The following is a 23,898-nucleotide window of genomic DNA, read 5'->3' as shown; positions in this document are numbered from 1 at the left end:
CCGTAACACAGACACCAACACCAACTGCTACCCAGACTCCCCCCCAACCAACCGTAACACAGACACCAACACCGACCGCTACCCAAACACCCATACCAACCGCCATCCGGACTCCGGAACCCACTAAACCAACAAATACGCCTGAATTTCCAGCATTAGCTGTCCCTGCGATGTTGATTATCGGTCTTGCCGGAGTCATTTTGCTGGCAAAGCGGAAACAATAATACATCCCTTTTTTCCGGATCCCAGACGCCAATCAGGATCAAAATGGACGGGGGGAGCCCACGACTTTACTCATGGGTAGTTTACACAGGTGCCTGACAGGACAGCAGCATACTGGAAAGTACCTGCTGATGCCAGCGGATGATTTCTTCAGAAATGTATTTCAGCTGTCAGGCGTGATGCAGAGATATAAAACCGGGCAGAAAGATTGCGATATCCCGGTCTTCAAAGTCAGGGCCTCCCCCCCCGGGATCCTGCACCGACACCTGTCCGATATTTCGTATACAACCCTAATTCTACCACTGAAAAAAATCCAGCAAGTCCTGAAGATATTCTCAACACCAACCAGCAGCTGTGTTGTACCAACATTCATAAAAGATCCGGTGCAGTTAGGCATATGAAAAAGACCAGGATCACAACAAATGTTTTCCTGCCGATGCCGGTGGTCATTGTGGGCACGGAGATCAGGGGGCGGCCGAATTTTCTGACGGCCGGGTGGGTCTCACGGGTAAATACCGACCCACCGATGATTGCTGTCAGTATCAGCCGGGCCAACGCCACGCCAAAGGTATCCAGGAGAACGGGGGCCTTCAGCATAAACCTGCCCACCGCAGCGATGGTGAAGGAGACCGACTATTGTGGACTGGTATCCTGCAGATATACGGACAAATCAAACATCTTTGACCACTTCCAGGGCACCCTCACCGGTGCCCCGATGATCCTGAACTGCCCGCTGGTGATGGAGTGCCGGCTCGTCGACACCATGGAGCTGCCCACACATCTTCTCTTCATCGGCGAGATCATCGGAGGCTATGCAAGTGAAGGGGGGGCGCTAAGCGGGGGGGCAGACCGGATATGAGGTCAATAAAACCCCTGTTTCTCACGATGCCCGACAACCATTACTGGGCCCTGGGAAGGTGTGTCGGCAAGGCGTGGTCGGAAGGAACGCATCTGGCCGATGATGGATAAAAAGAGTACCGGCCACTACCCCCCCGGCAGGCCCTGCCCCCCCGGCGCGGTATGGCAGGATAAACAGGGGAAAGAATCCGCCTGCATGCAGATCAGTGCACGATACAGACACCCCTGCTGCCCTCAGAAATACAATAGTCGGGACAGAAATGCACCGGAACAAAACATACTACAGATAACCCCCCCTCCCCCCCGGCAGGGGGGGGATCCGACACTTTCTGCTACCCGCGTATCTTTTATAATGCCCGACAAACAGAATGAGACAACCCTCCCTGAGACCTTCAAAGAGAGGGCTGGAAGACCGGTCGGAAGAGACCGCTACCGGTTCAGGACCGGCCGCACCCGGCAGGAAAAAAGGTGCGGCCCACTCAAACAGGCCAGGGACACAGAACAACAAAGAAACGTATCTGACCAGACAAAAAGGCCCCCAATGACGCGAAATGATCCATTTCCGAAACCGGGGGACCTGCAGAAAGAATGGCGTCCGATGCATCGCCGGTACCGGGGACACATTCAACCCCCCCTGGAACAGGATCACCAGATCCGCTTTCTGCATTTTTAGCACAATGGATCAAAGAGACATATGACAGATTCAATCATTGACAGTATACTGAGCGCCCGCTATCTCCGTAACGGGGAGACCACATTTGAGGATGTGTGCAGGCGTGTCGCTGCCGCCCTGGGGAACAATGAGGCAGAAACCGCCGAATACTTCGAAGAAATGGAATCACTCCGATTCCTCCCCAATTCACCAACCCTGATGAACGCAGGTACAGACATCAACCAGCTCTCCGCCTGCTTTACCCTGCGGGTAGGTGACTCACTCCCGGAAATCTTTGACGCCCTCAAATGGGGTGCCCTCATCCACAAGAGCGGAGGCGGCACCGGCTATAACTTCTCAAATATCCGCCCTAAGGATGCACCCGTTCTCTCGACAGAGGGCGTTGCATCCGGCCCGGTCTCATTCATGAACATCTTCAATGAAGCGACCGAGGTCATCAAACAGGGTGGCAGACGCCGCGGCGCAAACATGGGCATTCTCAATGTCTGGCACCCGGATATCCTGGAGTTCATCAAATCAAAGACCGAGGAGGGGGGGAAGGTCAAAAACTTCAACATCTCCGTCATGATGAACGACGCGTTCATGGCATGTGTCGAAAAAGGCGAGATGGAGAAAATCTGGATGACCCATCCCTATTCCAACGAAGAGATCACGGTCGGTGCCATCTGGAACGCGGTGATTGACGGCATCTGGAAGAATGGAGAACCGGGAGTCCTCTTCTATGACGAAATAAACCGTTACAACCCCCCCACCCCCCCTCAGCTCGGAGACATCGACACCACCAATCCCTGTGGGGAACAGCCGCTTTTGCACTTCGAAAGCTGTGTGCTGGGATCGATTAACCTGTCAAAGTTTGTGGAAGACGGGAAACTCAATGAAGAAAAGCTCACAAAGACCGCACGCATCGGCGTCCGATTCCTTGACGCGGTGATTGACAACAACTCCTTCCCCCCCATCCCACAGATCAAAGAGGCCACCGAGAAGACCCGGAAGACCGGCCTGGGCCTCATGGGTGTTCACGACGCACTGCTCCTCTTAGGCATTCCCTATGACTCAGAGGAAGGGCGGGCATTCTGTGAACACGTGATGGAGCTGGTCACCACAACCGCGGTCGACGAGTCACACCATCTCGCAGAGGAACGCGGCGTCTTCCCCCCCGCATGGGAAGGCAGCACCTGGGTGAATATCCAATACGGAATGCCGCCCTGACCACCATCGCCCCCCCGACGGGAACCATCTCCCTCATGGCGAACTGTTCCAGCGGCATCGAACCGGTCTTCTCCTTTGCCTATACCCGGAATAACACCGTGGGGAAATCGTTTGAGATTCTTCACCCGATCTTTGCAGCCGAACTCCGCAGGGCCCTTGCCACCCCCGGTACATCCCCCGAAGAACGGGAACGCCAAATACGTGACGTGACTGACCATGTCCATAAAACCGGCACGGTGCAGGACATCGCATGGCTTCCGGAATCATTCCGCCGGGTCTTCCGGACCGCGATGGACATCGACTGGAAGGACCACATCATGATGCAGGCAGTCTTCCAGAAACATGTCCACGCCTCCATATCAAAGACCATCAATATGCCCGAGGAGGCAACCCGGGACGATATGGCCGCAGCGGTCATGATGGCATGGAAAAACGGCATCAAGGGAATGACCATCTACCGTACCGGCAGCCGGGACGAGGTGGTTCTGGCCCTCAGCGAAAAGGAACTGACTACACCGGAGACACCGGAGCGCTGCCGCCCGAAGGAACTCCTCGGCAAGACTTACCTCTGCCAGTCCGGGTGCTGCCGCCTCTATGTGACCGTCAACCTCTTTGAAGGAACTCCCTGGGAAGTATTTATTCGGACGGTGGGAAGCGGAGGATGCGAAGCAAACTCCAACGCCCTCGGACGGGCGATATCAACCGGTCTGCAGAGCGGCGTTCCCTACACGAAATACGTCAGACAGTTCCGGAAGGTGAACTGCCTGTCGGGGATGAAGAATGGAGAGTCCGAAGGCTACTCCTGTGCGGATGTCGTGGGGAGGTGCATCGAACTTGCAGCACGCATGGAGACAATAACCACCCTTGATAACTGGAACATCACCGAGGCAACCGGAAAGAAACAGAACCGCTGTCCCGAATGCGACGCGGAACTGGACTTCGGAGAAGGCTGCAACCAGGGCATCTGCAAGAATTGCGGATGGAGCGGATGCTCGTAACCAGGTCTGGAAATCAGTCCAAACCGGGATACAGACATACCCCCGCAAAAACACGTTCTTTTTTTCAGAGAGCACAGCATCTCCAAAGAGGAGACCATTTTGAAACAGACGGAAACGACAGATTCCACACCGATTCAACAATGGTCAGAAATTGCCGAAATCCGGGCGGAAACCGGCAGTGTGGATGATCCACATACATAACCTTAATTGGGAATAGTAGGGTTACATAATTACAGTTTCCTCCCCAAGCAGGCATTTATCAACATAACGTGATTTAACATGGCATTTACATTCTTTTTCAGGGATCTCCAGACACTGCAGACAATCATCGACCATATGCTCCCCCCCTGTTCCGGTCACGGCGCTACATCAACATATGGAGTGCCGGGAGCGCAATGGGCCAGGAGCCCTATACCATCGCCCTGCTCCTGAGGGAGAATATGGGCCAGATGATCTTCAGGAATGTCAAAATATTCGCAAGCGATCTCGATCCATCAGACACCTTTGGTAAGATCATCAAAGAAGGCAGTTATCCGAAAAACGAACTCCAGAGAATGCCCAAAGATATCTTCGAGAAATACTTCCTGCCGGATGAAAATAAACCCGGCAACTACCGGGTCTCCGATGAAATAAAAAAGCGCGTTGAATTCCAGAAACACAATCTCCTCATGTTCGAGCCGTTCAGAGACAATTTCTCCCTTATAGTTTGTAAAAACGTGCTTCTCCATTTTACTGAGGAAGACAGGAGCAAAGTCATCAGGATGTTTCATAGTTCACTCGGTGACGGCGGATTCTTTTTAACAGAACACACCCAGAAAATGCCGGAAGATGTCGAACATCTCTTTGAGCAAATTGTTCCCAATGCTCATGTATACCGAAAGATTTCCGTCAAAGAATGAAGATTGTAAACCTGACCGAAGGCACCACGGTCTACACGTCAAATGTGTATCTGGTTACGGGTTCGTGGAACGCATTAAAGGATAAAAATACCCTGATTGATGTCGGAAGAGACCCTGCAGTATTCGACAGGATCGATCGTGCCTCCACCGGCGTGGGCAAGCACAAGGTGGATCAGGTCATCATCACCCACAGTCACTTTGACCATGCATCCCTTCTGCCCCCCCGTATCCGGGAGGCCTATAAACCGGAAGTCTATGCCTTCTCGAAATATATCAAATATATCGACACCGTGGTCAGGGACGGGGATCTGCTGAGAGTCGGTGATGAAACAGCCGAAATCATCCATACACCCGGCCACAGTTCCGATTCAATATGCATCTATTGCCGTGAAAGTCACACGCTCTTTGCCGGAGACACACCACTTGTGATCAGATCGGATGACGGTACCTATGAGGAGGAATTTATTCTGGCGCTTGAAAAAATTTGCAGAAAAAAGGTTGACGCCATCTATCCGGGACACGGCGACCCCCCCTGCGCCACAACTGCACAGAACTCCTGCAAAAATCACTCCGGAATGCAAAGTCAGCCATGCAGAGACAGGCGTGACCCGGAAGATGATGCAACACGCTCCTTTTTTGTCAGACCTCTCTACAGACAATAATGAAGAGCAGGAACGATTTTTCTTCATCCTCAATCGTTCTGAAAAATGGAATTCTATTTTTATAATCAGCTGTGTGCACAAGCCACATCCTCCCATACCCCCCCGGAAAGATACTGCAAATTACCCCCCCGATACGCAGCTATCCCTGATGTCTTGCAACAAGGTCACCAAGAATCTTCTCCATATCAAGCCAGATAATCAGGCCTTCTTTCCCGCTATTTTCGGTGTTTCGAACCATAATGATCCCTTTGATAAACCCGTTGATATCGGATGATATATTATCCCCGATCTGTTCGATATCATCTTCAGAAACCGCGTTGACAGAGTGCACTTCGTCGACAATGATGCCAATACCTGAACCTTCGTTCCCACCGGAGACAAGCACAATAATCTTCTGATCCTCGACATTCTTTCCCTCTTTGAGTGAGAGGAGCTCGTTTATTCTGATGATATTGGTGATCTCACCCCCCCGAAGGTTGATGATCCCTGCGATATACGGTGGTGCGCCGGGTATGGGGGGTGATCGGTATCATCTCCACGATCTCCCGTGCAAGATGAATATCGAAGGCGTAATGTTCGCCCCCCCGATCTCGAATTCCACCACATCAATTGTTGCCATATTCTCCTCACCCGAATTTAGACCTCGAACCTGTCCATGGTCTGTTTAAGATCCCCGGCCATGTTCTTCACTTCATGTATGGAGCTGCCAATCTCCTCGGTTGAGGCGCTTGCTTCTTCGGCAAGCGAAGCCAGTTCCTCCACCTGACCCTGGTTCTCACGGGTCAGCCGACTGCTTTCTTCCATCGCCTCGACAATGTGATTGGCCATGTTCGCCTGATCCTCAATCGCTTTGGCAATCTCGTCAAGATTCATCCTCATATCCTGGGATCCCTTCACGATCTCGTTAAGCGCTTCAATGGTCTCGTTCACGCTTGCAACACCGGAACCAATCTCCGTGTGGGCGGAACCGATCGCTTCAGCCGTCTTTGCGCTGATTGCCTGGACACCCGCAATCACCTGATCAATCTGTCCGGTTGCCGCCTTGGCTTCCTCAGCAAGGTTCCGTACTTCTCCTGCAACCACCGCAAACCCACGCCCGTGTTCCCCCCCTGCCCTGGCCGCTTCAATGGCTGCGTTGAGCGCAAGCAGATTGATCTGGTTGGTAATGCCGTTGACCTGCTTGACAACATTGTCGATTTCCTGCATACGGCTGTTGAGATTCTCAATGCCGTCCACACTCTGCTTGGCGATACCTTCGACAATGCTCATCTTGGTGTTCGCCTCGGCACCAAGTTTCTGGGCCTTTTCACCAATTTCAGCAGTCTGCACCGCATGTTCGTGCACCTCCTGTGAGGTACTGGCAATCTCCTCGTTACTTGCCGAGAGGTCGCTCACCTGCCGATCCACTCTTTCAATCTGGGTAATCAGCGAATTGCCCAGGTCAGCACACACCTGGCTGGTCACCGCAACCTGCTCGACCGCCTTTGCAATCTCATCGGCGCCCCGGGTCGTCTCGTCGGTGGTGACATCCAGCTGCGCAATCGCGGTGTTCACTTCACGGAACGGCCCGACGATCACATCAAGGGTCTGGTTAATGCCCTGCACAATTCTGGCGTAATCCCCGGAGTGTTGTGATACATCAGCACGGGTAGTGAGTCTGCCGGCCGAGGCAGCGTCCACCAGCATATTCGTGTCCACGACAAGCATATTGACTGCATCGATGCACCCGTTGAGGTTGTTCTTGATCTCATTGAAGTCACCCGCATACGCATCGGTGATCTTCTCAGGGATATCACCCTTAGAGATCCTGTCCACATACTCAGCACTAACATTCAGCGGACCGACAATCGCATCCAGACAGTTGTTAATGCCGCCGATCACATCACCATACGCACCCGCATGCCGCTTCACATCAGCACGCACATCAAGTTGACCGGCTACACCCGCTTCGGCAAGCGTATTGGCGTCAGCGAGGAGCAGGTTGACCGCGTCAATACAACCGTTGAGGTTGTTCTTGATCTCGTTGAAGTCGCCCGCATACGCATCGGTGATCTTCTCCGGGATATCACCCTTAGAGATCCTGTCCACATACTCAGCACTAACATTCAGCGGACCGACAATCGCATCCAGACAGTTGTTAATGCCGCCGATCACATCACCATACGCACCCGCATGCCGCTTCACATCAGCACGCACATCAAGTTGACCGGCAACACCCGCATTTGCGAGCATCTCCGCATCGTCCACCACGGCCTGGAGACTCTCAATCATGCCAATAATCGACGGGTTGAGTGTATCGTTATCAGAGCGTTTCCCCCCCAGAACCTTATAATCATCCAAATCACTCAGGTCACCCGCTGAGATATGCTGCACCGTGTTCTGAATGTTAACCAGCCGCCCCCCCATGACCTCATTCACGCTCTGTATCACCCGTGCGTAATCGCCGGGATACTCATTTTCAATCTTTTTCGTGTAGTCATTGACGGCCATCCGCTCAAGCAGAGTCACCGTCTCCCCCAGCGGGGGGGCACCGGATGCGTCAAGGGTATCATTGAAGCCCTTGATATATCCGGCAAAGACTCCCTGGTGGCGGGTGGGATCCGCACGTACACTGAGCTCACCTGCGATGCCTGCCTCTACCAGGAGCCCAACATCTTCCGTGACAAGGTTGAGTGCATCGATACACTGGTTCAGGTTGTTCTTGATCTCGTTGAAGTCACCCTGCATATCGTCGGTGACCTTCTCAGGGATATCACCCTTAGAGATACGGTCGATGTATTCGGCAGCCACGTTCAGCGGACCGACCACGGCATCCAGGTTATTATTGATCCCGGAAATCACCTCACCATACGCACCCGCATGGCGTGTCGCATCCGCACGCACATCGAGATGACCGTTCACACCAGCTTCGGCAAGCATATTGGCATCGTCAACCAGAGCTGGATATTCTCCATCATGCCAATCATTGAAGGAACCATTCGGTCGTTTTCACAATGTTTTCCCACAGTTTTAAGGAGATCGAGTTCATTCAGATCACCCTCGGCAGTGTTGTGCACGATATCCTGGATATGAACCAGCCGTTCCTGGACACCATTGGTCGCGGTGGCAACCTCAGCAAAGACACCCTGATAATCGCCCGCCACCTTCACAGTGTAATCATTATCTGCCATCTTCTGCAGCACTGCATTGGCTTCAACAAGCCCGCCGAGACCGTCGATGCACGCGTTCAGGTTGTTCTTGATCTCATTGAAGTCACCCTGCATATCGTCGGTGACCTTCTCGGGGGGGATATCACCCTTAGAGATACGGTCGATGTACTCGGCGGCCACATTCAGCGGACCGACCACCGCATCAAGGGTGTCATTGACACCTTCGACAACTTTTGCAAATTCTCCTTCATGGGCACGTGCATCCACACGGGTGTCAAGTTTTCCTTCGACTGCGGCCTCAGCAAGCTGACCCACATCTGCGAGCACGGAACCGACTGCATTCCTCACCCCATCAATACTGCCATTAATCCGGACGAAGTTGTCACGCACCACTGTGGTATATTCATTGCCCTCATCAACAGAGGCGTTGAATGTCAGATCGCCGCGTGAGAACATGTCGAGGTTGACCTTCAGCCGCTCAACCTCAGTATTGAGATACTTCTCCACCGAGACTTCCCGGGTAAGATCACGGTATGCCAGGAGAACATTCGTTATTTCCCCCGCCTCATCTCTGACGGGAATACAGTGCTGTTCAAGAGTACGCATTCCGTTCGGAAGATCGACCACCACCTCTCCGGTGGCCCGTACCCCCCCACTGTGAATGCCTTCCTGATACCCTCCCCCCCTCCTTCTCCATGATACGGAAATCACGGAGGTTCATTCTACAGAGTTCGTTCCGGGTATATCCGCTCATTTCCTCATAGGCAGGATTGGTAACAACAACCTTGAAATCCATATTCACAAGAAGCATTGCCATCGGGTTCTGCTGAATTATCTCCCTGTAGCGCTTCTGCGCATTTCCGATCAGCCGCTTATTATTTGCAATATCCACAGAATCATTCGATATTTTTTCTATTGCCAGATTGAGTGTTTCACCGAGTGGTTTCAGTGAACCATCGACGGAATCGATATCGATCTTTGCCGATGCATCTCCCTCAATGGCAGATTTCAGTATTTTCGCCCAATCGTTCAGGATTTCATTTTCGCCGTTATTTCCACAATTGGACAGAGAATCCTGGAACAATACTCTTCTTCCGGTTTTTTCCATATTTATACGCCTCTTTTCACTTTCAGCAGTAACCACTGACATTCCCAGATACACTACACAGTTGCAATATTCGTATTAAATTATTAACAATTTAAACAGAACAATTGCTACATCATAACTCATTTTGTCTGAAAAATTCAAATATATTGTGATTTTAGTATTACTTTGAAAAGCAAGTCTATTAAATTATTGCAACAGTTTTCATATGGTCTGCCAGCAGATTTCAATGTGAATTTATTTTTTCTGCAATTTCACAATAGACACGGGCAGCCTCACATCCTGGTGCAGACTATGGGAGGGGGGGAACACCGTTCACTTGCGCCTTCTGGACATTCGTACCAAACGGGACCTTGTATACCGTACCAAACCTTTCATCCGGGACAGGCATGCCGGGGGGGACTGATCCCAACACGTGAGAATAACCACATCGGCGACCACTTTTTCACCTCCGTATGTCTCAACATCATCCATGATCACCGAGAGCGCCTCAACCCCCCCTTTCATGGTAAATTTGCCTTTTTCAAACGTTACAATCAAAATTATGTACACCTCGCCACATATGCCATGAACATATATAATTTGACAAATGCTACATATCTAATATTCGATTTAATCTTAACTATTGGCAAAATATAATCCAATCTAGTTAACAATCATGGTACATATCAATGAAAAATCCACATTTTGCCAGCCCATTCGAATATAAATATTATGCCAAAATGCAACACCCCCCATGCCCTCGATGTAAACATATTAGCAAAAACAACAGACACAGGAAATCATTTGTTTGTGAATGTTGTGGATTTGCTCTTCACGCCGATCTTATTGGTGCTCGGAACATTGAGTCCAGAGCACGCACTGTCAGGTATAACCTGGAAGTGCAGGGGGGGTGCAGTCAACCACCCATACGGGAACTATCTATGGATAGAGGCCCAAGCCCCGGTCTTTAGGCTGGGGGGGTAGTTGACCATAGGCAAATAAGGAGTGACAGATCATATATCAAAATGACCCGCTTCATCCGGGCACAGCATGAACCAGGGCTTTCGGAACCGTTCCATACATCAGGATCATCAGACCCAGCCAATGCAAAAAGAGACAAAAATGCAGCAGACGGCAGGCAAAACATCCGGATCAGGAAAAGGTATCCCCCGAATCCGCTGTGCCTGCAGGACGCCGGAGGTAATTTCCATGATATTTGACATTGGATGGAAAGAACCACGTCAATGCCCCCCCCGATAAGGTGCCGGAGATCACTCCAATACGCGACTATCCCAGATGTCTCGAAATAATGTCGCTGAGGATCTTTTCCATATCAAGCCAGACTACCAGCCCCCCCTCTTTCCCGCCGTCTTCAGCGGCATCCCCGGACCTTAATGATCCCCCCCTTGATAAACCCGTCGATACCGGATGAGATCGTATCTCCTAACTGCTCGACATCATCTTCGGAGACCGCGTTGACAGAGTGTACCTCATCAACAATGATCCCGATACCTGAGCCTTCGTTCCCGTTGGAGACAAGCACGATGATCTTCTGGTCCTCAACTTTCTTTCCCTCGGTGAGCGAGAGGAGTTCGTTTATCCGGATGACATTGGTGATCTCACCACGGAGGTTGATGATACCTGCGATATACGGTGGTGCGCCAGGGATAGGAGTGATCGGTATCATCTCCACAATCTCCCGCGCAAGGTGAATATCGAAGGCATAATTTTCGCCCCCGATCTCGAATTCAACCACATCAATTGTTGCCATATTCTCCTCACCTGAATTTAGACCTCAAACTTGTCCATGGTCTGTTTGAGGTCACCGGCCATGTTCTTTACCTCGCGGATAGAGCTGCCAATCTCCTCGGTTGAGGCGCTCGCTTCTTCGGCAAGCGAGGCCAGCTCCTCCACCTGGCCCTGGTTCTCACGGGTCAGCCGACTGCTTTCTTCCATCGCCTCGACGATGCGGTTGGCCATGTTCGCCTGGTCCTCAATCGCCTTGGCAATCTCGTCAAGATTCATCCTCATATCCTGGGACCCCCCCTTCACGATCTCGTTGAGCGCTTCAATGGTCTCGTTCACGCTTGCCACACCGGAACCGATCTCCGTGTGAGCAGAACCAATCGCTTCAGCCGTCTTTGCGCTGATCGCCTGGACACCCGCAATCACCTGATCGATCTGCCCGGTTGCTGCCTTGGCCTCCACGGCAAGGTTTCTTACCTCTCCTGCGACCACCGCAAATCCCCCCCGGCCATGTTCTCCCGCTCTGGCCGCTTCAATGGCCGCGTTGAGTGCAAGCAGGTTGATCTGGTTGGTGATGTCATTGACCTGCTTGACGACATTGTCAATTTCCTGCATCCTGCTGTTGAGATCCTCAATCCCGTCCACACTCTGCTTCGCGATATGTTCGACAATATTCATCTTGGCATTCGCCTCGGCACCAAGTTTCTGGGCCTTCTCACCAATCTCGGCGGTCTGCACCGCATGTTCATGCACCTCCTGAGAGGTACTCGCAATCTCCTCGTTGCTTGCCGAGAGATCGCTCACCTGTCGATCCACTTCCTCTATCTGAATTATGAGCGAGTTTCCCAGATCGGCACATTGCTGACTGGTCAGCGCAACCTGCTCGGCTGCCTTTGCAATCTCTTCGGCACCCCGGGTCGTCTCATCAGCAGTGACATCCAGCTGCGCAACCGCGGCGTTCACTTCACGGAACGGCTCGTTGATCACATCGAGGGTCTGGTTAATGCCTTTTACAATCTTTGCGTAGTCACCGGCATGCTGGGAAACGTCGGCACGGGCGGTGAGCTTGCCTACCGCGGCAGCGTCCACCAGCATATTCGTGTCCACGACAAGCAGGTTGACCGCGTCAATACACCCGTTGAGGTTGTTCTTGATCTCATTGAAGTCACCCGCATACACATCGGTGATCTTCTCCGGGATGTCTCCCTTCGCAATACGATCCACATACTCAGCACTAACATTCAGCGGATCGACAATCGCATCCAGACAGTTGTTGATATCGCCAACAATCATGGACCATGCGCCATCGTACTTTTCAACATTTCCACGAGTGTCAAGTCTGCCTTCCCCCCCGGCTGCCTGAGTGAGCCCGATAATATCATTCACCAATCCCGTCAGGACATCCCGGCACTTGCTGGCGCTGTTCTTAATCCGTGCGTAATCACCACGGAAATCATCGGTGATCGGATCAAACTGAGACCCTGTTGCAACATCGTCAATGAAATCTGCAGCAACATTCAGCGGACCAATCACCGCATCCATTGTGTCATTGACACCGTCCACGATCCTACGGAAATCACCCTTGTGTTTTGAGGCATCGGCGCGGGTGTCAAGCCTGCCTTCCACACCCGCTTCTGCGAGCATTGCTGTATCAGCAACAAGCAGATTGACCGCATCAATACACTCGTTCAGGTTGGTCTTGATCTCGTTGAAATCACCTGCATACTCCTGTGTAATCCGCTCAGGGATGTCACCTTTCGCGATCCGATCCACATACTCAGCGGCGGCATTCACTGGACCAGCGAACGCATCCAGACAGCTGTTGATACCACCGATAACCTCACCATACGCACCCACGTGGCGTGTCGCATCCGCACGCACGTTGAGCTGGCCGTTCACACCTGCCTGGGCGAGCATCTCTGCATCATCGACCACAGCCTGAATGTTCTTGATCATGCTGATAAACGACGGGATGATCTGATCGTTCTTTGAGCGCTGCCCTACATTTTTATAATTCTTAATTATGCTCAGGTCACCAGCAGCGATATGTTGCACTGCGTCCAGAATGTGGATCTGTTGTTCCAGAACCTGATTCAGGTTCTCTGTCACCTTAGCATAATCTCCGGGATACGTGTGCTCAATTCTTGTCGTGTAGTCGTTAACAGCCATCCGTTCAAGCAGTCCCATCGTCTCCTGAAGCGGAACACCGGATGCATCGAGCGTCTTGTTTAAGCCCATAATGTAGTCGGCGAATACCCCCTGGTGACGGGATGGGTCTGCACGTACACTCAGTTCACCCGCGACTCCCGCATCTGCCAGAAGCACAATATCTTCCGTGACAAGGTTGAGCGCATCGATACACTGGTTCAGGTTGTTCTTGACTTCATTGAAGTCACCCTGCATATCATCGCTGACCTTCTCAGGGATGTCACCCTTAGAGATACGGTCAACATATTCTGCGGTCACGTTTAAGGGGCCGACCATTGCATCGAGTGTGTTGTTGATCCCGCCAATTACCTCACCATACGCACCCCCCCGGTGGCCCGTTGCATCCGCACGCACATCGAGATGGCCGTTCACACCCGCTTCCGCAAGCAAATTGGCATCATCGACCAGAGCCTGGATATTCTCCATCAGGACAACAAACGACGGAATTAACCGATCATTCTCACAGCGCCTTCCGACGGCCCTGTAAGTTTCCAGGTAACACAGATCACCACCCGTGATCGCTTCGACAACATCCAGCACCTTGTTCAAGTTATTGAGCACCTTATTTGTCGCATCGGAAACCTCCGCAAAGATGCCCTGATAATTCCCTCCGACCTTTGTGGTATAGTCGTTCTCAGCCATCTTCTGCATCACGGCATTGGCCTCAACAAGACCGCCAAGACCGTCGATGCACGCATTCAGGTTATTCTTGATCTCGTTGAAGTCACCCTGCATATCATCAGTGATCTTCTCCGGGATGTCACCCTTTGAGATACGGTCCACATACTCCGCGGTCACATTCAGTGGACCAACCATTGCATCAATGGTATCGTTGACACCTTCGACGACTTTCGCAAATTCTCCACTGTGGACACTCGCATCCACACGGGTGTCAAGTTTTCCTTCAACGGTGGCTTCGGCAAGCGTACCCACATCTGCGAGGAGTGAACCAACAGCATCCCTCACCCCCCCGTCAATACTGCCATTGATCTGATCAAAGTTGTCACGCACCACCGTGGTGTATTCGTTGCCCTCATTGACAGCAGAGTCGAATGTCAGGTCACCGCGTGCGAACATCTCAAGATTGACCTTCAGTTTCTCGACCTCATTATTGAGATACTTCTCCACCGAGACATCCTTCGTAAGGTCCTGGTAGATGTAGTAGTTGACAAGGATCTCACCACTCTCGTCGAGAATCGGCACCTGGTAGAGCGTCACATATGTATGATCGCCGTTCGGCCATTTCAGCTCCATATTGGTTACGGCAAGACGTTTTGTCTCAAAGGAGGCATAGAAGTCGTCGCCGCCGGTCATTGTGATGTCAAAGTCGTAGAGCTTCTTTGCCATCAATTCTTCATAGCTTCCCCGCCAGACACGCTCATACCCCTTGTTGAGATCGATACGGGACTTGTCAGGCGCGAGCACTGCAATCGCCTGCGGGTTCTGTTTGATGAATGACTCCGCCTTTTTCTGGAGCTGCTGGATCTCACACTTCTCCTCGACTTCTGCTGTGCGATCCTGGTAAATGTAATAGTTGACGAGGATATCTCCGTTATCGTTGAGAATCGGTACCTGATAGAGCGTCACATACGTCTTATCACCGTTCGGCCATTTCAGCTCCATATCACTTATGGCAAGCCGCTTTGTCTCAAATGAGGCGTAGAAGTCGTCGCCGCCCGTCATCGTGATATCAAAGTCGTAGAGCTTCTTTGCCATCAGCTCCTCGTAGCTTCCCCCCCGCCAGACACGCTCATACTCCTTGTTCAGGTCAATACGGGACTTGTCAGGCGCGAGCACCGCAATCGCCTGCGGGTTCTGTTTGATAAACGACTCCGCCTTTTTCTGGAGCTGCTGGATCTCACTCTTTTCCTCGACTTCAGCAGTACGGTCCTGATAGATGTAGTAGTTGACGAGGATGTCACCGTTATCATCGAGAATCGGCACCTGATAGAGTGTCACATACGTCTTATCACCGTTCGGCCACTTCAACTCCATATCACTTATGGCAAGCCGCTTTGTCTCAAATGAGGCGTAGAAGTCGTCGCCGCCCGTCATCGTGATGTCAAAGTCGTAGAGCTTCTTTGCCATCAGCTCCTCGTAACTTCCCCCCCGCCAGACACGCTCATACTCCTTGTTCAGGTCAATACGGGACTTGTCAGGCGCGAGTACCGCAATCGCCTGAGGATTCTGTTTGATAAACGATTCCGCCTTCTTGGTAAGCAGATGAATCTCCGCCATTTCCTGCCTGAGATCAGTAAGGTCACTAAATGCCAGAAGGACATTTGTTATTTCGTCTGCATCATTTCTGACCGGGATACAGTGCTGTTCAAGGGTGCGTGTTCCGCTCGGAAGATTGACCACCACCTCTTCGGTAGTACGGACACCTGTTGATAATGCCTTCCTGATACCGTCTCCCTCTTTTCCTTCGATACGGAAATCACGGAGATTCATTGTACGGAGTTCGTTTTTGGTATACCCACTCATCTCCTCGTAGGCAGGATTGGTGACAACAATCTTCTGATTCTTATTGACAAGAAGCATCGGCATGGGATTCTGCTGTAAAATCTCCCGGTAGCGCTTCTGCGCATTTCCGATCAGTCGTTTCTTATTTTCGATATCAGCAGAATCATTCGATATTTTTTCAATTGCCCGGTTGAGCTTTTCACCGAGTGATTTCAGTGAACCGTCAACGGAATCAATATCAATCCTCGCGGATGCATCTCCCTCAACGGCGGATTCAACAATGTTTGCCCATTCTTCCAGTGTCAAATTAAGGTCACTATTCCCTGTATTTGACTGAGCGGTCTGGAATAATGCTTTTCTTCCGGTTTTTTCCATATTCACACACCTCTTAGAATTATTTCAATATTTTTCAGCCAGTTTCACTGCGAATTTAATTGTTCTGCAATTTCACGATAGACACAGGCAGCCTCACACTCTGGTGCAAACTGTGGGAGGGGAATCCCATTCTCCTGCGCTTTCTGGACATTCGTGTCGAACGGGATAGTGTATACCATCTCGAACGATCTCTTCACGTCATTCTCAAATGCAGCCAGTCGTCCCTTTTCTTCACCATTATCACCAGATTCAGGTGTTCCAAAGAAGAGTTGTTTCAGCCGTGCTCCAAACCCTTCATCCGGCACAGGGATCACGGGCGTCTGGCCCCAGCGTGTGAGAACAGCCACATCGGCGACCACTTTTTCGCCCGTGTATGTCTCCACATCATCCATGATCGCCGAGAGCGCCTCAGCCCCCCCTTTCAGGGCAAAGATGCCGCTGTCAAAGGTAACAACAACCCGGTCTGCGGCAACGAGCCCATTGAGGACAAACTGCCCCATACTCGGAGGAGTATCAATGAGGATGTGATCATACGCATCACCGATCTCTGTGATCACATCTTTCAGTATCGCAGCGCGGTTGTCAATCGTATAGAGGTACGGCTCGGCCCCGACGAGATCAAGTGATGAAGATGCCAGAAAAATACCGGATTTTGTCTCCGTAATGATATCTGCCAGACCAACGTCAGGAAAATCTCCCGCATAGGACATGAACACATCATACATACTCAGCTGATCAGAACACGGATCAACGCCAAGACCGGATGTCGCATTTGCCTGCGGATCGCAGTCTATGACCAGCACACGCTTACCGGATTCATGCAAAAATCCGGCAATATTTAAGCAGGAAGTTGTTTTTCCGGTACCACCCTTATGGTGGGCAAATGTTACAATCAAAATTATTCACTCCACAGCATAATATTCCATACTTTTTTAGGATATGGTGGAGGACCTATATAATCCATAGGTTTGATGCATTTATTTAAATTGTTTAAAATAAGTAGAATTGACATATATCCGCTAAAAATCATTTTTTATCTTTAATTATTTTGTATTCAACATTACAAAAAAATACAAAAATTTAAAGTATAACAATAAATATTGCCAACACAAGAGCTAAATACAATCCCAAAATATCAATAGATTTATGCTGTAAAGAATAAACCTCTTGTTTGGTGAAGGATAAATACACATATAACAATTTTTTGAATAGTATATTTTTTATTTGTCATAAGTAATGTACACAGCATTTCATAGTGCAAGTGAACGGCAGAATGATGACCCACACTTATTTTGCTGCCTTATTGATTGCCCTCACCCCCCCCATTTTAACCATGAAATACAGGTAATTCTTCTGAATGACTGGCATTCGGATCTGCTGTGCGATCTTTCTCCTGCAGCTGCAGGACATCATTCTCACCATTTCGGACAGTATCCCAGAATCCAAGACAATATCGCACATAAATAACAAATCTGAAACATATCTGCCGCGGAAAAACGTGTCCACACAGAAGCCTGGAGTGGGCTGATCTCAACCAAAGACTACCCATACATCCTCTCAAAATATCTGCCAATAGCGGCCGCATGGTATTCCGCAATCAACCGAATTTATAGCAAATAAAAGGCATTACAGCCGTATTTTCCGGATCGGAAAAAAGAGCGGAAAACACGCCCATATCTCCCTCCGATTCCCCCCCATACAGGGGGGACCAAAGAGACGAAACAAAGGGATCAAAAATAAGGGTATGATATCGGTTTTCTGATTTTCACCCTCAGACACGTTTTCTCTCGCTTCGCAGTATTCCTACAGAGCCAAAAAATATACTATTATCCCTTACCAGCCTGCAGCATCCCCCCCAAGGCACATCTGTGTGGTAATACGCACCCAACATAATTTTCATTCTATTGGAGAGCACTGGTTCCGAAGAAGAATGTCAATGCTCCCAATAAATTTTGGAAAATCATTCCGATGCGCAACTATCCCTGATGTCTCGTAATAAGGTCACCGAGGATCTTTTCCATATCAAGCCAGATCACCAGTCCTTCTTTCCCGCTGTTTTCGACATCCCGGACCATAATAATCCCCTTAATAAATCCGTTGATATCAGATGATATATTCTCTCCAATCTGCTCGACATCATCCTCTGAGATCGCATTGACAGCATGCACTTCGTCAACAATGATACCAATACCTGAGCCTTCGTTCCCGTTGGAGACAAGCACGATGATCTTCTGATCCTCGACTTTCTTTCCCTCGGTGAGCGAGAGGAGTTCGTTTATCCGGATGACATTGGTGATCTCACCACGGAGATTGATGATCCCTGCGATATACGGTGGTGCGCCGGGGGGGATAGGGGTGATTGGTATCATCTCCACAATCTCTCGCGCAAGGTGAATATCGAAGGCATAATGCTCGCCCCCCCCGATCTCGAATTCAACCACATCAATTGTTGCCATATTCTTCTCACCTGGATTTTAGACCTCAAACTTGTCCATAGTCTGTTTGAGGTCACCGGCCATGTTCTTCACCTCGTATATGGAGCTGCCAATCTCCTCGGTCGAGGCGCTCGCTTCTTCGGCAAGCGAGGCCAGTTCCTCCACCTGCCCCCCCTGGTTCTCACGGGTCAGACGGCTGCTTTCTTCCATCGCCTCGACGATGCGATTGGCCATGTTCGCCTGATCCTCAATCGCCTTGGCAATCTCGTCCAGATTCAGTTTCATATCCTGAGAACCCTTCACGATCTCGTTAAGTGCCCCCCCAATCGTCGCGTTCACACTTGCCACACCGGAACCGATCTCGGTATGGGCAGAACCGATCGCCTCGGCCGTCTTTGCACTGATCGTCTGGACGCCCGCAATCACCTGGTCAATCTGCCCGGTTGCCGCCTTGGCTTCCACGGCAAGATTTCGCACTTCTCCTGCGACCACCGCGAATCCACGGCCGTGTTCACCTGCTCTGGCTGCTTCAATGGCCGCGTTGAGTGCGAGCAGGTTGATCTGGTTGGTAATGTCATTGACCTGCTTGACGACATTGTCAATCTCCTGCATCCGGCTGTTGAGATCCTCGATCCCATCCACACTCTGCTTTGCAATATCTTCGACGACAGTCATCTTGGCGTTCGCCTCGGCACCGAGTTTCTGGGCTTTTTCACCGATCTCAGCGGTCTGCACCGCATGTTCGTGCACCTCCTGTGAGGTACTTGCAATCTCCTCGTTGCTTGCCGAGAGATCGGCAACCTGCCGGTCCACTTCCTCTATCTGGATAATAAGCGAGTTGCCCAGATCGGCACATTGCTGACTGGTCAGCGCAACCTGCTCGGCCGCCTTTGCAATCTCGTCAGCACCCCCCCGGGTCGTTTCATCGGCAGTGACATCCAGCTGTGCAATCGCGGCGTTCACTTCACGGAACGGCTCGTTAATCACATCAAAGGTCTGGTTGATGCCACCCACAATCTTTGCAAAGTCCCCCCCGGCGTGCTGGGAAACGTCGGCACGGGCGGTGAGCTTGCCTGCTGCTGCGGCGTCTACCAGCATATTGGTGTCCACCACAAGCAGGTTGACCGCATCAATACACTCGTTGAGGTTGTTCTTGATCTCATTGAAGTCACCCGCATACACATCGGTGATCTTCTCCGGGATGTCTCCCTTCGCAATACGATCCACATACTCCGCAGCAACATTCAGCGGACCAACACTGCGTCCAGACAGTTGTTGATGCCGCCAATCACTTCACCATATGCACCTTTGTGGCGGGTCGCATCCGCACGCACATCGAGCTGACCGTTCACCCCCCCGGCCTGCGCGAGCATCTCTGCATCATCTACCACGGCCTGAAGGCTCTCGATCATGCCGATAAATGACGGGTTGAGTTTATCGTTCTTTGAGCGCTGGCCCAGAGTTTTGTAATCATGGAGATCGCTCAGATCACCTGCCGCAATATTCTGCAGTGTATCCTGGACATTAACCAGCCTCCCCAGCACTTCATTCAGATTTTGTGTTACCTTCGCGTAATCGCCGGGATACGTGTTCTCAATCTTTGTGGTGTAGTCGTTGACGGCCATCCGCTCAAGCAACGCCATCGTCTCCTGAAGCGGAGCACCGATGGCATCAAGCGTACCGTTGACACCATCCACGATCTTGCGGAAGTCACCCTGGTGCTTCGAGCCGTCAGCCCGGACATCAAGCCTGCCATCAACACCGGCCTGTGCCAGCAGACCGGCATCAGCGACAAGCAGGTTAACCGCATTGATACACTGGTTGAGGTTGTTCTTGACCTCATTGAAGTCACCCTTCCACGCGTCTGTAACCTTCTCGGGGGATGTCACCCTTCGAAATACGGTCCACATACTCAGCAGCCACATTCAGCGGACCGACCATTGCATCGAGCGTGTTGTTGATCCCAGAAATTACCTCGCCATACGCACCCGCATGGCGCGTGGCATCCGCACGCACGTCGAGCTGCCCGTTCACACCCGCCTCTGCAAGCATATTGGCATCGTCAACCACAGCTTCGATGTTCTCCATCATGGAGACGAAAGATGGGACCAGCCTGTCGTTTTCTGACCGCTGTCCAATTGCTTTGTAGGCCCCCCCAAGGTCACTCAGGTCACCCACAGCGATATTCTGGGCGGTGTCCTGAAGGTGGAGCAGACGTTCGGTGACTGCATTGGTAGCAGTGGCAACATCAGCAAAGAGACCGACATAATCACCTTCAACCTTCACAGTGTAGTCGTTGTCCGCCATCCTCTGTAGCACTGCATTGGCTTCAACAAGACCGCCAAGACCGTCGATGCACGCATTCAGGTTGTTCTTGATCTCATTGAAGTCACCTGCATATGCATCAGTAATCTTCTCAGGAATGTCACCCTTTGAGATACGGTCCACATACTCTGCGGTCACATTTAAGGGGGGGCCGACCATTGCATCAATGATATCGTTGACACCTCCGATAACCTTTGCAAATTCTCCACTGTGGAAACTCGCATCCACACGGGTGTCAAGTTTTCCTTCAACGGTGGCTTCGGCAAGCGTACCCACATCTGCGAGGAGTGAACCAACAGCGTCCCTCACCCCGTCAATACTGCCGTTGATCTGAGCGAAGTTGTCACGCACCACCGTGGTGTATTCGTTGCCCTCATCAACAACAGAGTTGAATGTCAGGTCACCGTGGGAGAACATCTCGAGATTGGCCTTCAATTTCTCTACCTCATTATTGAGATACTTCTCCACCGAGACATCCTTCGTGAGGTCCTGGTAGATGTAGTAGTTGACGAGAATGTCGCCATTATCATCAAGAATCGGCACCTGATAGAGCGTCACATACGTCTTATCGCCGTTCGGCCATTTCAGCTCCATATTGGTTACGGCAAGACGTTTTGTCTCAAACGAGGCATAGAAGTCTTCGCCGCCCGTCATCGTGATGTCAAAGTCGTAGAGCTTCTTTGCCATCAGCTCCTCGTAGCTCCCCCCCCGCCAGACACGCTCATACTCCTTGTTGATATCAAGACGGGTCTTGTCAGGGCCAAGCACCGCAATCGCCTGCGGGTTCTGTTTGATGAACGATTCTGCTTTCTTCTGAAGCTGCTCGATCTCTCCTTTCTCTTCAACTTCAGCAGTGCGGTCCTGGTAGATGTAATAGTTGACGAGAATGTCGCCATTATCGTCGAGAATAGGCACTTGGTAGAGCGTCACATACGTCTTATCGCCATTCGGCCACTTCAGCTCCATATCGCTTACGGCAAGCCTTTTTGTCTCGTAGGAGGCATAGAAATCTTCGCCGCCGGTCATCGTGATGTCAAAGTCGTAGAGCTTCTTTGCCATCAGCTCCTCGTAACTTCCCCCCCGCCAAACACGCTCATACTCTTTATTCAGGTCGATACGGGACTTGTCAGGACCGAGCACCGCAATCGCCTGCGGGTTCTGTTTGATAAACGATTCTGACTGCTTCTGTAAGAGCTGAATCGCTCCCTTTTCCTCGACTTCAGCAGTGCGATCCTGATAGATGTAGTAGTTGACGAGAATGTCGCCATTATCATCGAGAATAGGCACCTGGTAGAGCGTCACATACGTCTTATCACCGTTCGGCCACTTCAGCTCCATATCGCTTACGGCAAGCCTTTTTGTCTCATAGGAAGCGTAGAAGTCATCACCGCCCGTCATCGTGATGTCAAAGTCGTAGAGCTTCTTTCTCATCAGCTCCTCGTAGCTTCCCCCCGCCAGACACGCCCATACTCCTTATTGAGGTCAATACGGGACTTGTCAGGACCGAGCACCGCAATCGCCTGCGGGTTCTGTTTGATGAACGATTCTGACTGCTTCTGTAAGAGCTGAATCGCTCCCTTTTCCTCGACTTCAGCAGTGCGATCCTGATAGATGTAGTAGTTGATGAGAATGTCGCCATTATCATCAAGAATCGGCACCTGGTAGAGTGTCACATACGTCTTATCACCGTTCGGCCACTTCAGCTCCATATCGCTTACGGCAAGCCTTTTTGTCTCATAGGAAGCGTAGAAGTCATCGCCGCCAGTCATCGTGATGTCAAAGTCGTAGAGCTTCTTTCTCATCAGCTCCTCGTAGCTTCCCCCCCGCCAGACACGCTCATACTCCTTATTGAGGTCAATACGGGACTTGTCAGGACCGAGCACCGCAATCGCCTGCGGGTTCTGTTTGATGAACGATTCTGCCTTCTTGTTCAGCAGATTGATCTCACCCATTTCCCGCCTGAGATCAGTAAGGTCCTGGAATGCCAGAAGAACATTTGTTATTTCTCCGGCATCATTTCTGACAGGAATACTGTGCTGTTCAAGGATACGTGTTCCGCTCGGGAGATCGACCACCATCTCTCCGGCGGAACGAATACCCTCTGAGAATGCCTTTTTGATACCATCTCCATCACTCTCCACAACGCGAAAATCACGAATATTCATTGTACGGAGGTCGTTGGTAGTATATCCGCTCATCTCCTCATAGGCAGGATTAGTAACGACAATCTTCAGATTCTTATTTATAAGGAGCATCGGCATCGGATTCTGCTGAATAATCTCCCGGTAGCGCTTCTGCGCGTTTCCGATCAGTCGCTTTTTATTTTGAATATCTGCAGAATCAGTTGATATTTTTTCGATTGCCAGATTGAGTGTTTCACCGAGTGGTTTCAGTGAACCGTCAACGGAATCAAGATCAATCCTCGCGGATGCGTCTCCCTCAACGGCAGATTTCAGTATCTTTACCCAATCGTTCAGGATTTCATTTCCGCCAGTATTTCCGTTATCTGACGGGGCCGCCTGAAATAATGCTTTTCTTCCTGTTTTTTCCATATTTACACACCTCTTAGAATTATTTCAATATTTTTCA

At 50.9% G+C, this 23,898-nt stretch carries 15 protein-coding genes and 3 pseudogenes; 5 read left to right on the top strand and 13 right to left on the bottom strand.

Annotated features, from left to right (window positions below; translation table 11 throughout):
* The first annotated feature begins 619 nt into the window (after positions 1-619).
* From JCM10550_RS03470 to JCM10550_RS03450, 4 genes and pseudogenes are all read left to right on the top strand, one after another.
* Positions 620-1,081 (top strand): flavin reductase family protein, encoded by a 462-nt coding sequence (locus JCM10550_RS03470; protein ID WP_245618670.1) that lies wholly within the window; start codon positions 620-622, stop codon positions 1,079-1,081.
* 693 nt (positions 1,082-1,774) lie between these two features.
* Positions 1,775-3,960, top strand: a pseudogene (locus tag JCM10550_RS03460) (adenosylcobalamin-dependent ribonucleoside-diphosphate reductase).
* Positions 3,961-4,355: 395 nt separating this feature from the next.
* A complete protein-coding gene (locus JCM10550_RS03455; RefSeq protein WP_218185093.1) occupies positions 4,356-4,859 on the top strand; it encodes a CheR family methyltransferase in 504 nt (167 codons plus the stop codon).
* Complete coding sequence (locus JCM10550_RS03450; RefSeq protein ID WP_062396989.1) at positions 4,856-5,521, top strand: MBL fold metallo-hydrolase; 666 nt, start codon at positions 4,856-4,858, stop codon at positions 5,519-5,521. Before JCM10550_RS03455 ends, JCM10550_RS03450 begins: the two co-directional genes overlap by 4 nt.
* Before the next feature lie 139 nt (positions 5,522-5,660).
* On the opposite strand, the pseudogene JCM10550_RS03445 reads toward JCM10550_RS03450, so the two are convergent.
* The 5 genes and pseudogenes from JCM10550_RS03445 to JCM10550_RS03425 all read right to left on the bottom strand — a co-directional run bounded on the left by JCM10550_RS03445 (position 5,661) and on the right by JCM10550_RS03425 (position 10,327).
* A pseudogene (locus JCM10550_RS03445) lies at positions 5,661-6,140 on the bottom strand (chemotaxis protein CheW).
* Positions 6,141-6,157: 17 nt separating this feature from the next.
* On the bottom strand, positions 6,158-8,440 hold the full coding sequence (locus tag JCM10550_RS03440; protein WP_062396987.1) for a methyl-accepting chemotaxis protein: 2,283 nt from the start codon (positions 8,438-8,440) through the stop codon (positions 6,158-6,160).
* Entirely contained in the window at positions 8,419-9,300 is an 882-nt protein-coding gene (locus JCM10550_RS20015) for a hypothetical protein (protein ID WP_175020531.1), read from the bottom strand. Before JCM10550_RS20015 ends, JCM10550_RS03440 begins: the two co-directional genes overlap by 22 nt.
* Positions 9,263-9,778: a PAS domain S-box protein gene (locus JCM10550_RS03430; RefSeq protein ID WP_172673749.1), complete on the bottom strand. Its 516-nt coding sequence runs from the start codon at positions 9,776-9,778 to the stop codon at positions 9,263-9,265. The genes JCM10550_RS20015 and JCM10550_RS03430 overlap by 38 nt, the downstream gene beginning before the upstream one ends.
* A gap of 312 nt (positions 9,779-10,090) precedes the next feature.
* Positions 10,091-10,327 (bottom strand): hypothetical protein, encoded by a 237-nt coding sequence (locus JCM10550_RS03425; RefSeq protein WP_157199888.1) that lies wholly within the window; start codon positions 10,325-10,327, stop codon positions 10,091-10,093.
* A gap of 170 nt (positions 10,328-10,497) precedes the next feature.
* On the opposite strand from JCM10550_RS03425, the gene JCM10550_RS24305 reads away from it, so the two are divergent.
* Positions 10,498-10,728, top strand: a complete 231-nt coding sequence (locus JCM10550_RS24305) for a zinc ribbon domain-containing protein (RefSeq protein WP_281175246.1) — start codon at positions 10,498-10,500, stop codon at positions 10,726-10,728.
* Between the two features lie 316 nt (positions 10,729-11,044).
* Here JCM10550_RS24305 and JCM10550_RS03415 read toward each other — a convergent pair.
* The 8 genes and pseudogenes from JCM10550_RS03415 to JCM10550_RS03380 form a co-directional block, all read right to left on the bottom strand.
* Positions 11,045-11,528 (bottom strand): annotated as a pseudogene (locus JCM10550_RS03415) (chemotaxis protein CheW).
* 17 nt (positions 11,529-11,545) lie between these two features.
* Entirely contained in the window at positions 11,546-16,480 is a 4,935-nt protein-coding gene (locus JCM10550_RS03410; protein ID WP_172673748.1) for a methyl-accepting chemotaxis protein, read from the bottom strand.
* 113 nt (positions 16,481-16,593) lie between these two features.
* Positions 16,594-17,445: a ParA family protein gene (locus JCM10550_RS03405; RefSeq protein ID WP_245618669.1), complete on the bottom strand. Its 852-nt coding sequence runs from the start codon at positions 17,443-17,445 to the stop codon at positions 16,594-16,596.
* A gap of 1,080 nt (positions 17,446-18,525) precedes the next feature.
* Positions 18,526-19,005, bottom strand: coding sequence for a chemotaxis protein CheW (locus JCM10550_RS03400; RefSeq protein WP_062396973.1), 480 nt, complete (start codon positions 19,003-19,005; stop codon positions 18,526-18,528).
* 18 nt (positions 19,006-19,023) lie between these two features.
* On the bottom strand, positions 19,024-20,211 hold the full coding sequence (locus tag JCM10550_RS03395; RefSeq protein WP_062396971.1) for a methyl-accepting chemotaxis protein: 1,188 nt from the start codon (positions 20,209-20,211) through the stop codon (positions 19,024-19,026).
* A 17-nt stretch (positions 20,212-20,228) separates the two neighbouring features.
* Positions 20,229-20,873 (bottom strand): hypothetical protein, encoded by a 645-nt coding sequence (locus JCM10550_RS03390; protein ID WP_062396969.1) that lies wholly within the window; start codon positions 20,871-20,873, stop codon positions 20,229-20,231.
* Positions 20,833-22,740: a hypothetical protein gene (locus JCM10550_RS03385; protein WP_062396967.1), complete on the bottom strand. Its 1,908-nt coding sequence runs from the start codon at positions 22,738-22,740 to the stop codon at positions 20,833-20,835. The genes JCM10550_RS03390 and JCM10550_RS03385 overlap by 41 nt, the downstream gene beginning before the upstream one ends.
* Positions 22,740-23,861 carry a PAS domain-containing protein gene (locus JCM10550_RS03380; protein WP_062396965.1) on the bottom strand — a complete coding sequence of 374 codons (1,122 nt, stop codon included), beginning with the start codon at positions 23,859-23,861 and terminating at the stop codon, positions 22,740-22,742. Before JCM10550_RS03380 ends, JCM10550_RS03385 begins: the two co-directional genes overlap by 1 nt.
* Between the last annotated feature and the right edge of the window lie 37 nt (positions 23,862-23,898).

Origin of the sequence: Methanogenium cariaci JCM 10550, assembly GCF_001315945.1 — an archaeon.
GTDB classification, from domain to species: Archaea; Halobacteriota; Methanomicrobia; order Methanomicrobiales; family Methanomicrobiaceae; genus Methanogenium; species Methanogenium cariaci.
This window is presented reverse-complemented; position numbering and strand designations above follow the sequence as displayed.

Excerpts from the sequence above, each read along its gene's own strand:
- JCM10550_RS03470 (WP_245618670.1), top strand. The coding sequence starts at position 620 with ATGAAAAAGACCAGGATCACAACAAATGTTTTCCTGCCGATGCCGGTG.
- JCM10550_RS03430 (WP_172673749.1), bottom strand. The coding sequence starts at position 9,778 with ATGGAAAAAACCGGAAGAAGAGTATTGTTCCAGGATTCTCTGTCCAAT.
- JCM10550_RS03455 (WP_218185093.1), top strand. The coding sequence starts at position 4,356 with ATGGGCCAGGAGCCCTATACCATCGCCCTGCTCCTGAGGGAGAATATG.
- JCM10550_RS03450 (WP_062396989.1), top strand. The coding sequence starts at position 4,856 with ATGAAGATTGTAAACCTGACCGAAGGCACCACGGTCTACACGTCAAAT.
- JCM10550_RS24305 (WP_281175246.1), top strand. The coding sequence starts at position 10,498 with ATGCAACACCCCCCATGCCCTCGATGTAAACATATTAGCAAAAACAAC.
- JCM10550_RS03440 (WP_062396987.1), bottom strand. The coding sequence starts at position 8,440 with ATGCTTGCCGAAGCTGGTGTGAACGGTCATCTCGATGTGCGTGCGGAT.
- JCM10550_RS03385 (WP_062396967.1), bottom strand. The coding sequence starts at position 22,740 with ATGAGAAAGAAGCTCTACGACTTTGACATCACGATGACGGGCGGTGAT.
- JCM10550_RS03380 (WP_062396965.1), bottom strand. The coding sequence starts at position 23,861 with ATGGAAAAAACAGGAAGAAAAGCATTATTTCAGGCGGCCCCGTCAGAT.
- JCM10550_RS03400 (WP_062396973.1), bottom strand. The coding sequence starts at position 19,005 with ATGGCAACAATTGATGTGGTTGAATTCGAGATCGGGGGGGGCGAGCAT.